The sequence below is a fragment of the Janthinobacterium sp. GW821-FHT03C08 genome (assembly GCF_059420905.1).
In genome coordinates, this window is record NZ_JBWKUP010000019.1 from 105,584 (window position 1) to 120,699 (window position 15,116).

The 15,116-nt window shown below is 60.3% G+C and carries 10 protein-coding genes and 1 tRNA gene; 7 read left to right on the forward strand and 4 right to left on the reverse strand.

Annotated features, from left to right (window positions below; genetic code table 11):
- Positions 1–44: 44 nt before the first annotated feature.
- A complete protein-coding gene (locus AC07VL_RS23895; RefSeq protein ID WP_494808054.1) occupies positions 45–1,223 on the forward strand; it encodes a hypothetical protein in 1,179 nt (392 codons plus the stop codon).
- Positions 1,224–1,430: 207 nt separating this feature from the next.
- Here AC07VL_RS23895 and AC07VL_RS23900 read toward each other — a convergent pair whose 3' ends face one another.
- Positions 1,431–3,302 carry a phosphoenolpyruvate carboxykinase (GTP) gene (locus tag AC07VL_RS23900; RefSeq protein WP_494808055.1) on the reverse strand — a complete coding sequence of 624 codons (1,872 nt, stop codon included), beginning with the start codon at positions 3,300–3,302 and terminating at the stop codon, positions 1,431–1,433.
- A gap of 366 nt (positions 3,303–3,668) precedes the next feature.
- On the opposite strand from AC07VL_RS23900, the gene AC07VL_RS23905 reads away from it, so the two are divergent.
- Positions 3,669–4,682: a D-2-hydroxyacid dehydrogenase family protein gene (locus tag AC07VL_RS23905; protein ID WP_494808056.1), complete on the forward strand. Its 1,014-nt coding sequence runs from the start codon at positions 3,669–3,671 to the stop codon at positions 4,680–4,682.
- Here the strand turns inward: AC07VL_RS23905 and AC07VL_RS23910 are convergent.
- Complete coding sequence (locus tag AC07VL_RS23910; protein ID WP_494808057.1) at positions 4,670–5,443, reverse strand: L-asparaginase; 774 nt, start codon at positions 5,441–5,443, stop codon at positions 4,670–4,672. The genes AC07VL_RS23905 and AC07VL_RS23910 overlap by 13 nt on opposite strands.
- Positions 5,444–5,598: 155 nt before the next feature.
- Between AC07VL_RS23910 and AC07VL_RS23915 the strand changes: the two genes are divergently transcribed.
- From AC07VL_RS23915 to AC07VL_RS23925, 3 genes are all read left to right on the forward strand, one after another.
- The gene (locus AC07VL_RS23915; protein WP_076569350.1) at positions 5,599–6,084 is read left to right on the forward strand and encodes an asparaginase domain-containing protein; all 486 of its coding nucleotides are present in this window, start codon (positions 5,599–5,601) and stop codon (positions 6,082–6,084) included.
- A 212-nt stretch (positions 6,085–6,296) separates the two neighbouring features.
- Complete coding sequence (locus AC07VL_RS23920; protein WP_494808058.1) at positions 6,297–6,974, forward strand: FxDxF family PEP-CTERM protein; 678 nt, start codon at positions 6,297–6,299, stop codon at positions 6,972–6,974.
- 563 nt (positions 6,975–7,537) lie between these two features.
- Positions 7,538–10,189: a TonB-dependent receptor gene (locus AC07VL_RS23925; RefSeq protein ID WP_494808059.1), complete on the forward strand. Its 2,652-nt coding sequence runs from the start codon at positions 7,538–7,540 to the stop codon at positions 10,187–10,189.
- A 137-nt stretch (positions 10,190–10,326) separates the two neighbouring features.
- Here AC07VL_RS23925 and AC07VL_RS23930 read toward each other — a convergent pair whose 3' ends face one another.
- Positions 10,327–11,223 (reverse strand): recombination-associated protein RdgC, encoded by an 897-nt coding sequence (locus tag AC07VL_RS23930; RefSeq protein WP_494808060.1) that lies wholly within the window; start codon positions 11,221–11,223, stop codon positions 10,327–10,329.
- A 116-nt stretch (positions 11,224–11,339) separates the two neighbouring features.
- Entirely contained in the window at positions 11,340–12,566 is a 1,227-nt protein-coding gene (dinB, locus tag AC07VL_RS23935) for a DNA polymerase IV (RefSeq protein ID WP_494808061.1), read from the reverse strand.
- Positions 12,567–12,694: 128 nt separating this feature from the next.
- Between dinB and AC07VL_RS23940 the strand changes: the two genes are divergently transcribed.
- Both AC07VL_RS23940 and AC07VL_RS23945 read left to right on the forward strand, forming a co-directional pair.
- The gene (locus AC07VL_RS23940; protein WP_494808062.1) at positions 12,695–14,857 is read left to right on the forward strand and encodes a S9 family peptidase; all 2,163 of its coding nucleotides are present in this window, start codon (positions 12,695–12,697) and stop codon (positions 14,855–14,857) included.
- Between the two features lie 183 nt (positions 14,858–15,040).
- Positions 15,041–15,116 (forward strand) — tRNA-Val (locus AC07VL_RS23945).

Genomic DNA, 15,116 nt, shown 5'->3' on the forward strand with positions numbered 1-15,116 from the left:
AAACTATCTTGCTCGGCAATCAAGCCGTTTCTTCAAGAGAGACCATGCAAACCAGACCATCGCGATTCAGCTGGACCTGCTGCATGGCACTGGCGTGCTTGCTGCTACCGGGCAGTGTACTGGCCTGTTCCTGCATGGGAGATGAGCCAGGAAAATTCCTGCATGCAACACCTGCGAGCAGCGCAGGCCCCGCGACCATCAGCCTGCCGGCCAATGCGCGCGGCGTCCTGTTTCTGCCTGAAACTTATCCGGATTACGTGCTCAGGGATGAAGGACGGTATGCGATTGTCAGGCAACCCATCGCCCTGTCCACAAAAAATTTTCTTATCCGGGAACATGGCGTAAGGCACAAACTGACACCGGTCGTGGTACGGCTACGCGTGGAAAAGCAAATGGGGCAACCACTGCAAGGCTATTATCTGGCGAGCCCAGAAATGCAACAATGCAGCAGACAAAAAAGCGCTTCCGTGCCGATATGCCGCAGCTTGAACGCCGTGGACTCGGACTGGAGCGAACCGAAGCAACAACAAACTGGCGACAAGATCAAGCGCTTCGCCATGCAGCAGGGCTTGCGCGACATCAGCGAAGAAGTCGATGCCGCTTACGGCTTGTATCGGATCGAGGCCCACGAGGGCTTCAAGCCTGGCAAACTCTATGATATTGAATACCATGACGGCCCACGGCACCTGAAACTTGCATTGCGCATGGAAGCCACACCATTACGCCTGGACCGGCCAGACCAGTTTGCAATTAGTCCGGATGGGCTACCGGGGCGTGAAATCCTGCCCATGGCGAGCAACGACGGCAGCTGCGGCAGGAGGATCAAGATAGCGACCCAGCCATTGCGCCTGACACTGCCGCCGTCCTACGAGCGGCATGCCTCACTCCTCCTATATTTCATGCAGCAAAAACTGCAGCAGGCAGATCAACAACACATGGCGGCGGCAGGACAATTTACGCCATTTCATTATCGACCGGCCCTGTGCACCAGTATTGCCTATGGTGGCAGCTTTCATGGCGAAGGACGCGAACTGGCAATCGGTGATTGCCAGTCGCCCGCGCCACGCCAGGTGAAAGCGTTTGCCGGCGTGCTGGAAGTAGAGGACCGCCTGCACGAAACGACGCTACTGCCGGTTTCCTTTCCGGCAGCAAAACCTGGCCAATGCCCGAAAGTGAAAGATGACGTAAATCTGCGCTATTTCGTGCCGACCATATTTCGCTGAACCAGAAAGCCACAAAAAAAACGGCGCGGATTGCTCATGCAATCCGCGCCGTTTCTCTTTTTGCTAGCACCCCAGTCATTGCCGGCGTGTCATTTATCGCACGCCAGTCTTTGCCGGCGTGTTTCTCCCCCCACTACAACTCTCGCCACCTGACAAGCTGCTGCGCGGTGCGCTACGCTGGTCAGGTGCTGCTTGACGCTAACTTACTTATGCACTCAGCCGCTTTTCCAGCGCAGCCTTGTTGTCTGCCAATTCTTGCGGCAGATGATACGCGAGTTTTTCAAACAATTCCGTATGCAATTTCAATTCTTCCACCCACGCAGCCTTGTCGATCGAGGTGATGGTATCGAACTGTTCTTGCGTGAATGGCAAGCCATCCCAGTTCAGGTCGCCATACTGCGGCGTCGTGCCGAACAGGTTTTCCACGCCGCCCGCCTTGCCTTCGATGCGGTCCAGCATCCACTTCAGCACGCGCATGTTGTCGCCGAAGCCAGGCCAGACGAACTTGCCAGCCTCGTCCGTACGGAACCAGTTGACGCAGTAGATCTTCGGCAGGGCCGCCGGGTTGACCTTGCCTACCTTGACGCCCATGTCCAGCCAGTGCTGGAAGTAATCGCTCATGTTATAGCCGATAAACGGCAACATGGCAAATGGATCGCGGCGCACGACGCCCATCTGGCCCACGGCCGCCGCCGTCGTTTCGGAACCCATGGTGGCAGCCATGTAGACGCCTTCGACCCAGTTGCGCGCTTCGGTCACCAATGGCACGGTGGTCGAGCGGCGGCCGCCGAAGATGAAGGCCGAGATCGGCACGCCGGCCGGATCGTCCCAGGCCGCGTCGATGACGGGGTTTTGCGTAGCGGCAACAGTGAAGCGCGCGTTCGGATGCGCCGCCTTGGTGCCGGACGCCGGCGTCCAGTCCTTGCCCTGCCAGTTGATCAGGTGGCTAGGCGCTTCCTTGGTCAAGCCTTCCCACCAGACATCGCCATCGTCCGTCAGGGCCACGTTGGTGAAAATCGTGTTGTCGCGCATGGAGGCCATGCAGTTGTAATTGGTTTTTTCGTTGGTGCCCGGCGCCACGCCGAAGTAACCCGCTTCCGGGTTGATGGCGTACAGGCGGCCGTCGGCACCCGGCTTGATCCAGGCGATATCGTCGCCGATGGTGGTCACTTTCCAGCCGTTAAAACTTGCCGGCGGGATCAACATGGCGAAGTTGGTCTTGCCGCAAGCGGACGGGAAGGCTGCCGCGACGTAATGCTTCTTGCCTTCCGGCGATTCCACGCCGAGGATCAGCATGTGTTCGGCCAGCCAGCCCGGATTGTTGTCGGCCGCTTGCGCTTCCTGGTAGCCCATGTTCGAGGCGATGCGCAGGGCGAAGCATTTCTTGCCCAGCAAGGCGTTGCCGCCGTAGCCGGAACCGAAGGACCAGATTTCGCGCGTTTCCGGGAAATGCACGATGTACTTGGTGCTGTTGCACGGCCATTTCACGTCGGCCTGGCCGGCGGCCAGCGGCGCGCCCACGCTATGCACGCAGGGCACGAAGTCGCCATCGGTGCCCAGCACGTCGTACACGGCACGGCCCATGCGGGTCATGATCTTCATGTTGACGGCGACATACGGCGAATCGGACAGTTCCACGCCGATGTGCGCGATCGGCGAACCGAGCGGACCCATCGAGAAGGGCACGACGTACATGGTGCGGCCGCGCATGCAGCCGTCGAACAGGCCGTTCAGGGTGTGACGCATCTCGCCCGGGTCGGTCCAGTTATTCGTCGGGCCGGCCGCTTCTTTCGTTGCCGAGCAGATATACGTGCGGTCTTCGACGCGGGCCACGTCGCTCGGGTCGGAGCAGGCCAGGTAGGAATTCGGGCGCTTTTCCGCGTTGAGTTTTTTCATGGTGCCGCTGGCAACCATATCAAAGCACAGGCGCTCGTACTCTTCCTGCGAGCCGTCGCACCAGTAGATGCGGTCCGGCTTGGTCAGCGCGGCAATGTCGGCCACCCAGTTGATCAGTTTCTGTTGTTTAATATAAGCTGGGACGTTGAGTGCGGCGACGCCACCCATGACGGGCTGATTCATATTACCTCCAATACCAATAAAAGAAATTCTGGTCGTTCCGGCAAGACAGGCAGCATCGTTGAGAGGTGGCTGCGGTCCACGGCCAGCGGCAATATCACGCTGGCTGGACTCTGGTGTCGTGTCCGCCGCGGCGTTCGCGCCGGCGGCATTTCATCTGGAGCATGCTCCCAGGTTGCAGGAACAGTGTGCGCTTTATTTGCACTTCGTTCAGCAGGAAGTGTCAAAAGTGCCGGCGATTGTACACCCGCAAAACGGCTATTCTCGCAAAAATGTAGGAGAATAGCTTGAGTAATGTAGTAGGCTATTCAGCATTTGCCGTATCCTGTTATTTCCCTACCAAATCTTCATTAAAATCGGCCATCTACCATGAAAATTGCCATACTCGATGATTATCAGGATGCCGTGCGCAAGCTCGACTGTTTCAAATTGCTCGATGGACATGAGGTCAAAGTGTTCAGCAATACGGCGCGGGGCCTGGGCCAGCTGGCCATCCGCCTGGCGCCGTTCGACGCCCTGGTGCTGATCCGCGAACGCAGCAGCTTTAACCGGGCCTTGCTGTCGAAATTGCCAAATTTGAAACTTCTTTCGCAGACGGGCAAGGTCAGCGGGCACATCGACGTGGCGGCCGCCACGGAACTGGGCATCGCCATCGCGGAAGGCATCGGCTCGCCGACGGCGCCGGCCGAGCTGACGTGGGCGCTGATCATGGCGGCGCAGCGCAAGATCGTGCCGTATGCGCAACACTTACAGGAAGGGCTGTGGCAGACGTCGTCGCTGGAGCCAGCCCGCAACACCTTGGGCACGGTTTTGAAAGGGCGCACCCTGGCGATCTGGGGCTATGGCAAGATCGGCCAATTGATCGCCGCTTATGGCCGTGCCTTCGGCATGACCATCCTCGTGTGGGGCAGCGAAACGAGCCGCGCGGCGGCCGTGGCGGCCGGCGACACGGCGGCGGCATCGCGCGAGGCCTTCTTTGAACAGGCCGACGTCCTGACCCTGCACCTGCGCCTGTCCGACAAGACACGCGGCCTGGTGACAGCCGAGGACCTGGCGCGCATGAAACCGACGTCCCTGTTCGTCAACACCAGCCGCGCCGAACTGGTGGCCGAGGGCGCGCTGGAAGCGGCACTGCCCCAGGGACACCCGGGCGCGGCCGCGCTGGACGTGTTTACGGACGAGCCGCTGCCGCCCGGCTCGCCGCTGTTGCTGTTGCCGAACGTGCTGGCCACGCCACACCTGGGCTACGTCGAGCGTGACAGCTATGAACTGTATTTCCGCTACGCCCTGCAAAACATCGTCGATTTCGAGCGGGGGCAATGCACGCGCCTGCTCAATCCCGAGGTGCTGGCGCATGCGCGGCAAGCCTCTCAGGAGCGCTGAAAGCCCTTGATCAGGTCGGGTTCGCCCGTGATGCGGATGGCGGGCGCGGGCAGCACGTGCCGGCCGCGCCACAGGCCGGCCCAGCCGGGCGGCCAGGCGATGGCGGGCCCGCCGTATGGCGCCACGCCGGCGCGCACGGCGACCACGGGCACGGGCGGCATGTCGGGCAAGGGTTCGCCCTCGGCGCGCTGCATGTCCAGGCTGTACATATAGTCGGGCAACAGCGCATCGCAGACGCGGCCAAACCACTCGGTGTGGTCATCGTCGCGCCCCAGCGCCTGCGCCAGCCCCTGCGGGTCAAAACGGGCCAGCGCATCGATCAGTTCGCCGGTGGAAGCGCCGGGCGAGTCGCCCCAGCCCATCACGGGATTGACGTTGTAATCGGCGCCCGAGCCATACCAGCCTTCGCGCCAGGGCCGCTGCATCCAGTCGCGCGGCCCCGTGAACAGATGCCAGCGCCAGTGCAGGCCCGACGGTTTCGGCCAGGAATACAGATACAGCTTTTGATAGCCCGCCTGGTGCAGTTCGCGCACCATGGCCATCAGGCGCGCATGCGGCATGCGGTCGGGCGGTGCGCGGCGAAACAGGATCGCCTCGCCATCGGCGAACTGTACGTCGTCCGTGGACAGGTTCAGGTCCAGCGTGCGCGCCTCGCTGCCGAAACGGGCCGCGATCCAACCCGTCAGCAGATTGACGGACGTGATCACCCCGTAACCGCGGTGGCGGTGAAAAATGACAGTGCCGGGAGCGAGCGCTTTCATACGGGAATGTCGGGCCGGTGGGCGAACAAAGAAACTAGTGTACTCACAGATGGCAGAATTTTCCAGACGCGGATCGCTTCGGGTCCGCCATTCACGCAATTGTGCCAATCCACGATATCATGCCCGTCATTCTCCACTGACATCGTGACCACATCATGACTTTGCGCATACTCGCCACCGGCGGCACCTTCGACAAACACTACAACGAATTGAACGGCACCCTGGGCTTTTCCGACAGTCATTTGCCGGCCGCCATCGCCCGCGCTCGCATGACGGCGCCCGTGGCGCTGGAGCAATTGCCGCTGCTCGACTCGCTCGACATGCAGGACGGCGACCGCCAGCGCGTGCTGGCCTCGTGCCGCGCGGCGCAGGAAAAAGCCATCGTCATCATCCACGGCACCGACACCATGCGCGAAACGGCGCAAGTGCTGGGCGCGGCCAACCTGCAGCAGACGGTGATCCTGACGGGCGCCATGATCCCCTACGAAATCGACAATTCCGACGCCCTGTTCAACCTGGGCTTCGCCTGCGGCGTGGCACAAACCTTGCCGGCCGGCGTGTACGTGGCCATGAATGGCCAGATCTTTGCCTGGGACAATGTGCAGAAGAACCGCGCCGCCGGCGTATTCCAGCCGCTGTAAAGGCCGCCAGAATGCAATTGCGCTGCGGCAATGTCGCAGCGCTACAACAGAAGAGCGCGGCAATATTTACAGAAAGATCAAGAATCCGGCGCTTAATTTCCATGTGGAAATTATAAAAGTAAAAAAACAATATATTTGTTCATAATTGCAATTTTTTCCTGCGCTTCAATGCTATATTGGGCTCATCGACCACCCCCTCCTGGGAATCCATCATGACCATGCGCAAACCGGCTGTACCACTGTTCCAACTGGGCGCCATTGCCGCCGCGTTTGCCCTGAGCGGCGCTGCCCACGCAACGACCGACCTGACAAATGAATACACGGTCACCGCCACGACCACCGCTGCCGGCGCGAATACGTGGACCTTCGATTACAGCGTCCTGAACAATAATCAGGGCATCGGCGGCCAGACCGGCCTCGACGGCTTCACGATTTTCGTTCCCGTGTCCGCCACCCTGGTGACCTCCACTGCGCCCGCCCCCTTCAACGGAGCACCCGGCTTCTGGTCGCAAGGCAGCAGCAGCCAGCTGGACCTGGGCGGCAACGGCTCGCAAAACCTGGTTGCGCCCGCAGGCTATGCCGCCTACACCTGGTGGGGCAATAACACGCAATCCGTGTACACCCCGGGTTCGACCGCGAACTTCAGCATAACCTTGAGCAATGTCGCCGTCGGTAGCAATACGATCGGTGTCAGCACCTACTTCGGCTACGGCGCCGCTACTGCCCAATCTGCCAGCAACCAGTATGGCAATTACTCTACCTTTACCGGTACTTTCGCTTCACCGGTGGCCGCAGTGCCTGAACCGGAAACATACGCCATGCTGCTGGCCGGCCTCGGCCTGGTCGGCTTCATGGCCCGCCGCAGAAAGTCAGGCAAGCACGCCGCCTGATTTCCACTCTGCAGCACCTCGACAAGCCCGCTTTCAGCGGGCTTTTTTTTACATTTTTTTACGTCGCACAAATTCTGCACGGCAACTCTTTCCAGCAAATTATTATTGGTAAAACATGAAATTGCCAACATAATAATTTTATGTTGTAAAAAAACACCAGTAATCATTTTTAAAAACGATGATTTTTAGAAATTAAAAATCGTCATTTAACAATTAAAATAAATATTCTTCAGTATCTTCAATTTATTGCCAAATACGACACGGTTGTCGTCCATTTTTTCTTGCTGAGACGACATAATGTTTGCCTCGACAAGTAAAAAGTGCATTTATAACAATATTGCGCTAAGTAGTCTTCCACCTCCCCCAGACGTGGTCCCGCCTACCGTACACAGCTCCGCACGCCATTTATCCGATGGCGATGCTGATGCTCGTGTACCGCTTGTCGTTATTAAAACTACTACGGAGTAATTGTTACAATGGCATTCAAAGAAAAAATTGGCGTGCGTAGCGTGCGCCTGGCCCTGACCGTACTGGCAGGCAGCGTCTTGTTCTCTGGCCAATCCATGGCAGAAGAAGCAATTCAAAAAGTGGAAATTACCGGTTCCAGCATCAAGCGTATCGCCGTGGAAGGCGCATTGCCTGTGCAACGCCTGACGCAGGAAGCCATCGCCCGCACCGGCGCCAATACCGTGGCTGACCTGGTACAGAGCCTGCCAGCCATGCAAGGTTTCACCATCGGCGCCGTTGCTGCCGGTTCCAACTCGGGTGGCCGCACCAGCGCATCGATCCATGACATCGGCGAAAGCTACACCCTGGTCCTGCTGAACGGCCGCCGCATCGCGCCACAAGGCTCTGGTACCTCCGTCAACCTGAACGCCATTCCGATGAGCGCGGTTGAACGTGTCGAGATCCTGACCGACGGCGCTTCGGCCCTGTACGGCTCGGACGCCATTGCCGGCGTCATCAACTTCATCCTGAAGAAAAACGTCCAAGGCGGCACCCTGGAAGCCACCTACGGCGGCCCGGAAGACAAGGGCGGCAACGCCTGGAACACCAACGTGACCTACGGCTTCGGCGACCTGGACGAAGACCGCTTCAACGTGCTGGTATCGTACCGCCACGACGAGCAATCGAAACTGAAGGCAACGGACCGCTCGTTCGCCCGTTCGTCGTACATTCCTGTCAGCTACGGCGGCAAGAACTACATCTACGACCGCACCAGCCCGTCGACAGCGCCAGGTAACGCCACCGTCGTATTCAAGGACAGCAACACCAACCCACAACTGCAGTTCAGCCCCTTCCTGGCGGCCAACGGCAATTGCGGCCCGACCAACTACGTCACGGCCACCAACGCTGCCGTATGCGGCTTCGACGGCGGTTCGACCGTTGAAATCGTTCCGGAATCGAAACGCGACAGCCTGTTCTCGCGCGGTACCTACAAACTGACGGAAAACCTGAATGCGTTTGCCGAAGTTGCCCTGTCGCGCTACGACCTGACGGCACGTATCGCCGCCAATCCGGTGCCGATCAGCATTGCCAAAGGCAGCGCGCTGTACAACCAGTACGTCCAGCCATACCTGACGCCAGCACAGCAAGCCGACGTGAAAACCGTCACCGCCAACTACCGCATGGTCGACTGGGGCACCCGCGCCAGCAACACCATCACCGACACCAAGCATTTCGTCGTCGGCGTGGAAGGCGAAGTGGGCGACTGGAACGTGGAATCGGCCCTGACCTGGTCGCAAAACGCGATCGACGAGCGCTATGTGGGCGGCTATGCCAAGAACGCCGAGTTCAAGGCCATGCAAAACAACCCATTGTTCAACCCGTTCGTACCGGCTGGCAACGCTTCGCCAGCACTGCAGAACCTGATCAACAATTCGCAATTCAACGGTTCGATCCGCACGGCATCGACCACCATGCGCGGTATCGATGCGCACGGTTCGCGTGAACTGTTCACCCTGCCAGGCGGCAAGGCCAATATCGGTATCGGCGGCGACTACCGCGAATACAAATATGAGCAAACGCCATCGAACGGCGCGACCAGCGACACGATCTACAACTACAACACCTCGGCACGCTACGATCTGAGCCGCGAAACCTACGGCGTCTTCGCCGAGTTGCTGGCACCGATCACCAAAACCGTGGAAGTAAGCCTGGCCGGCCGTTACGACACCATCACCAAGATCGACAATGGTGTTGTGAACAAGACCATCGGCAAGGACCAGAGCGCCAGCACCTACAAAGTGACGGCACGCTGGCAGCCAGTGCAGCAAGTACTGCTGCGCGGTTCGTACGGCACGGGTTTCAAGGCACCAAGCATGCTGGACATCGGCCAGCCCCTGGTTAACAACGGCTTCACGGCCAAACCATGGGATTGCCCATTCCCAGGCAGCGATCTGTGCCGCGGCAAAGCCCAGCAGTACAACCAGTTGGCAGGCGGTAACGAAAACCTGAAACCGGAAAAATCGAAGCAGTACACCGTTGGTTTCCGTATCGAACCTAGCTCGGCATTCTCGTTCGGCGCCGACCTGTGGGACGTGAAGATCACCGACGCGGTTTCGGCAGTGAGCGAAACCCAGGCGTTCGGCAACCCGACGCTGTACAAGGACCTGTTCGGCACCTACACCGAGCCATCGACCGGCAATACCTACTTTGCGTTCAAGTCGCTGTCGATGAACATCGGCCAGACGCATAACCGTGGTATCGACTGGGACATGACGGGTCGCCACCGCTTTGACTTCGGCAACTTCACGGCCAACCTGAGCGGCACCCATATGCTCAAGGCTGACTACACCGTGCCAGGCACCAAGAATACGTGGACGACCAACATGAACTACTTCGGCATCACCGATGCCGTCACGTTCCGTAACTTGATCAAGCTCAACATGAGCCTGGAATCGGGCAAGCTGACCAGCACCATGGTTGTCAGCTATCGCAACGGCTACACCGATGCAGCCGCGTCGGTACTGAACGTCGATACGAAGAAACTGGAAACGATCCGCCTGCAAGTGCCGTCGTACACCACTGTCGACCTGCAAGGCCGCTATGCCTTCAGCTCGGCGCTGACCTTGCGCGCTGGCATCAAGAACCTGTTTGACCGTGAACCGCCGCTGTCGCTGCGCGCTTCGTCGGGCCACCAGGTCGGCTTCGATCCACGCTACGCAGATCCAATGATGCGTTCGGTTTACTTCACCGGCAGCTACAAGTTCTAATTTGACGTCATAAATTAGCTTGTCCTGAAAGCGCCTTGCACTTCACCGTGCAAGGCGCTTTTTTTTATGCGCCCCGCCAGGCGGCAGGCGAAAAAAAAAGGAGCCGAAGCTCCTTTTCCGTACCGATATGACTACGTTTACGCAGTCGCTTCGCCGCCCAACGCTTCCACCACGTCGGCCATCAGCTTGGAGAGCTCGCCCGTCATCAGCATCAGGTCGCCGTCGAAACGCTCTTCGTCGTTCTTCGTGCTCGATTCCGTTTCCTTGATCACGTCCAGCGGCTTGACGCTCTTGATGGCCAGCGACTCCGTCAGCACGAACGAGATCTTGTCGTTCCACGTCATGGCCAGGCGCGTGCACTGCTTGCCGGCCGCGATGTGGCGGCGCACGTCGTCCGCTTCCAGGGTGTGGCGCACGTAGCGCACGGTAGCCTTGCTCTCGCCCGTGGCGCGCAATTCCGTGTCCATGTCCACCGTGAAGCCGGCAGGCGCGTCGTCGGCCTGCAGCCATTCCGTCATCACCGCCACGGGCGAGCGCTGCACGCGCAGGCTTTCCAGCGGCAATTTATCCACGGCTTTGAGCAGCAGCTTGATGACTTCATCGGCTTTCGCCGGGCTGGCCGCATCGACCACCAGCCAGCCATTGACGGGATCGATCCACGTCCAGACGTTGCTGCGGATGCTGAAGGCGCGCGGCAGCAGTTCGTCGGCCACGCGCTCCTTCAATTCCTTCATGGCTTTCTTGCCGGGCGCAAAACCTTGCGCTTCTTCCATCTCGGCCGCGCGGGCCTTGGCCACCTGGTTGATGACGGTGGCTGGCAGCAATTTCTTTTCCGTGCCCAGCAGGATCAGCATCTGCTTGTTGACCACGTGGACCAGGCCGCCGTTCGGGCGTGGCGTATCCCAGCCCTGGCGCATCAGATCCATGCTGGTCGCCGGCGTAAATTTGTTCGAGGACAAGGCCTCTTCCAGTTGTTCTGGCGTGTAAGCCCACGGTGCGGGCAGGCGGTAAATCTGAAGATTCTTGAACCACATAGTTTTTGTCTTCCGTTTGTTTCAGTAGTGCCAGGGGAACGCCATTCTACACTTTCGACATGCAATTGCCGTCAAAAGCGCGCTCTGGCGCGGTGTGTGTCTTGCAAGGGGTGAAGCTACAGGGCGGGAAACAGCTCCGCCTGGGCAGGTGGCTGCCGCGTGACGACGGCCGGGTCGGACAAGGTCGAGATGCGCACGCCCAGCAGGCGGATTTTTTTCTCGAACGGCACGCGGCGCAGGCAATCGCGGCTGGCGCGCAGGATGGCGGCCGCATCCGCCGTGGCGCTGGGCAGGGTGATGTCGCGCGTGACGGTGCTGAAATCCTCGAAGCGCAGCTTGATGCCCACCGTGCGCCCCGCCAGCGACTGTTTATCCAGGTCGCCCGCCACGCGCGTGCACAGGCTTTCCAGCTTTTCCGACAGGGTGGCACGGTCGCGCACCACCTGCAAGTCGCGCTCGAACGTCGTTTCGCGGCTGACGGACTTGGTTTCCCGGTTCGTCTGCACGGGACGCTCGTCGATGCCCAGCGCCGCCTGGCGCAGCCAGCCCGTGTACAGGTCGCCAAACTGCGTGCGCAGCATGGCCGGGTCGGCTTGCGCCAGTTCGCCGATAGTGATGATACCCAAGGCTTCCAGCTTGGCCGTCGCCTTCGGGCCGATGCCGTTGATCTTTTTGGCCGGCAAGGGCCAGACCCTTGTTGCGATATCCTCGGGCGACAAAATGGTCAGGCCGTCCGGCTTTTCCAGGTCGGAACAGATTTTCGCCAGCAATTTGTTCGGCGCCAGGCCGATCGAGCACGACAGGCCCGTCGCCTCGGACACGGCTGCCTTCAGGCGCGCCGCCATGGCCGGCGCCTGCTCGCCATGTTCCGTCAGGTCGACATAGATCTCGTCGATGCCGACGTTCTGGATGATGGGGCACAGATGGGCCACGGCTTGCTTGAAGCGGGCCGAATACTCGCGGTACGCCTCGAAATCGGCAGGCAGCAGGATGCTGTCGGGCGCCAGTTTCGCCGCCTTCATGATGCCCATGGCGGAAAACACGCCGAAGGCGCGCGCCGCATAGGTGGACGTGGTGACGACGCCGCGCCCCACGTAGTCGCGCATGCGCGCAAACTGCCGCGTGCCATCTTCCTGCAGCACGGGCTGCTGCAGGCGGCCGCCGCCGATGACGACGGCTTCGCCGCGCAATTCCGGATATTTCAGCAGTTCCACGGAGGCAAAGAAGGCATCCATGTCCAGGTGCGCAATCCAGCGGCGGGCGTCAGTGGGAGTAGGGGCAGATGGAGTCAAAAACACCTCGCGGCGGGTCGGCTTGCCTGGATTTGGCAAGATACTGTGCATGCATACAGTATTACCGGAAATGCGCCCGGATGCAAGTTGAAACACGCGGGCTGCCGTGATGGGACACGGCGGTTGCTTTTCTCAATAGCAAGATTACAATCCTGACACAACTATTCAAAGGAGTTGCCTTGTCTACAGCACATCATGCCTTGCGCCGCCTGGCCGTCTGCTCATCCATCCTGCCGGCCCTGCTGCTGTCCACGCTGGCGCCATCCGCGCTGGCCGCCGACGCCGCCACCCTCGCCACCGCGCCGGTGGCCGCCAGGACCGCCTGGCAGGAAACCCGCCATGGCACGGTCGTCACGGACGACTACCGCTGGCTGCAAAAGAAGACGGATCCTGCCGTGATCGATTACCTGAATGCGGAAAACGCCTACACGGCGGCCGTCACGGCCCCGATCCAGCCGCTGGCCGACAAGGTATATGCGGAAATCAAGGGCCGCATGCAGGAAGTGGACCTGTCCGTGCCTGTGCGCATAGGCAACTTTTACTATTACACGCGCACGGAAGCGGGCAAGCAGTACCCGCTCAACTGCCGCCGCCCCATCGGCGCGAACGGCACCTATGATGCCGGCGCCGCCGAGGAAATCCTGCTGGACCAGAACCAGCTGGCCGACGGCCACAAGTTCTTTGCCGTGCGCGCCTTCAGCGTCAGCCCGAACGAGCAGCTGCTGGCCTACACCACCGACACGACGGGTTTCCGCCAGTACGAGCTGCATGTCAAGGATTTGAAGACGGGCAAGCTGCTCGCCGATGCCATGCCGCGCGTCACGTCGCTGGCCTGGGCGGCGGACAACACCACCCTGATGCTGGCGCAGGAAGACGCCACCACCAAGCGCTCGGACCGCCTGTTCCGCCTGACCCTGGGCGGCACGCCGCAGCAGGTGTACCACGAGCCGGTGGAGCAGTTCGCCATCAACGTGGGCCGCACGCAGGACAAGCGCTACTTCGTGCTCACCTCGGGCAGCACGGATACGAGCGAAGTGCTGCTGCTGCCGACCAGTACGCCAGAAGGCAGTTTCCGCAGCGTGCTGCCGCGCGAAAAGGGCCACCGCTACAGCGTCGAGCACCGCGACGGCCTGCTGTACATCGTCACCAACAAGGATGCGAAGAATTTCCGCATCGTCAGCGCGCCCCTGTCCACGCCCCAGCCGAAGCACTGGAAGAGCGTCGTGCCGCACAACAAGGATGCCGTCATCCAGTCCATCGATCTCTTCCAGGGCTACCTGGTGGTGATGGAAAAGACGCGCGCCCTGAACCGCGCGCGCATCTTTGATTTTGCGCAAAAGAGCTGGAAAACCGTGCAGTTCGACGATGCCGTCTACCTGGCCACGGCGGCCGGCACGCCGGAGTATTCCGCCACGCAATTTCGCATGTCCTACCAGTCGCCCGTCACGCCGCCCACCGTCATCGACGTCAACATGCAAGATGGCAAGCGCACGGTGCTGAAACAGCAGGAAATCGTCGGCGGCTTCGACGGCAGCCGCTACACGACGCAGCGCCTGTGGGTGAAGGCGCGCGACGGCGTGCAAGTGCCGCTGTGGGTCGTCTACAAGAAAGGCGTCAAGCTGGACGGTTCCGCGCCGCTGCTGCTGTACTCGTATGGCTCCTACGGCATCTCGACGGAAGCGAGCTTTGGCCTAGCCCGCCTGAGCCTGCTGGACCGGGGCGTGATCTATGCCCAGGCGCACATCCGCGGCGGCACGGACATGGGCGAAGCGTGGCATGAAGACGGCATGCTGATGAAGAAGAAAAACACCTTCAATGACTTCATCGACAGCGCCGACTACCTGGTGCGCGAAAAATGGACGAGCCCGAACCGCCTCATCATCCAGGGCGGCAGCGCGGGCGGCCTGCTGATGGGCGCCGTCGTCAACATGCGTCCCGAGCTGTTCCACGCCGTGCACGCGGCCGTGCCGTTTGTCGACGTGATGAATACCATGATGGACGCCAGCCTGCCGCTGACGACGGGAGAGTACCTGGAATGGGGCGACCCGAACCAGAAGGCGGCCTACGACTACATGCTCAGCTACTCGCCCTACGACAACATTGCGCGCAAGAATTATCCCACCATGCTGGTGACGACGGGCCTGAACGACAGCCAGGTCATGTACTGGGAACCGGCCAAGTACGTGGCCAAGCTGCGCGCCTACAAGACGGACAGCAATCCATTGCTGCTGAAAACGAATATGGGCGCCGGCCACGGCGGCGCCTCGGGCCGCTACAACGCCATCGCCGAGAACGCCTTCAATCTGGCGTGGATGTTGTCGCAGTGGAATATCACGGAATAGGCGCCCGAAGACACCCCCAGGGCAGCGTGACAGTGACTCGCCCTGGCCTTTTTGCAGACGCTCCCGACCGCGTTCAGGCAATAATGTGAAAAAAGCGCTTGCAGAAGGATTTTGTCCGTCCTATAATAGCGCCTCTTCCAGACGTGGTGACAAACGTCGGGATGGTTTTCTGAGACAAGCAATGGGTGCTTAGCTCAGTTGGTAGAGCGGCGCCCTTACAAGGCGTAGGTCGGGAGTTCGAGCCTCTCAGCACCCACCA

Coding starts and splice junctions, on each gene's coding strand:
- AC07VL_RS23895 (WP_494808054.1), top strand. CDS start 45: ATGCAAACCAGACCATCGCGATTCAGCTGGACCTGCTGCATGGCACTG.
- AC07VL_RS23900 (WP_494808055.1), bottom strand. CDS start 3,302: ATGAATCAGCCCGTCATGGGTGGCGTCGCCGCACTCAACGTCCCAGCT.
- AC07VL_RS23905 (WP_494808056.1), top strand. CDS start 3,669: ATGAAAATTGCCATACTCGATGATTATCAGGATGCCGTGCGCAAGCTC.
- AC07VL_RS23910 (WP_494808057.1), bottom strand. CDS start 5,443: ATGAAAGCGCTCGCTCCCGGCACTGTCATTTTTCACCGCCACCGCGGT.
- AC07VL_RS23915 (WP_076569350.1), top strand. CDS start 5,599: ATGACTTTGCGCATACTCGCCACCGGCGGCACCTTCGACAAACACTAC.
- AC07VL_RS23920 (WP_494808058.1), top strand. CDS start 6,297: ATGACCATGCGCAAACCGGCTGTACCACTGTTCCAACTGGGCGCCATT.
- AC07VL_RS23925 (WP_494808059.1), top strand. CDS start 7,538: ATGGCAGAAGAAGCAATTCAAAAAGTGGAAATTACCGGTTCCAGCATC.
- AC07VL_RS23930 (WP_494808060.1), bottom strand. CDS start 11,223: ATGTGGTTCAAGAATCTTCAGATTTACCGCCTGCCCGCACCGTGGGCT.
- dinB (WP_494808061.1), bottom strand. CDS start 12,566: ATGCACAGTATCTTGCCAAATCCAGGCAAGCCGACCCGCCGCGAGGTG.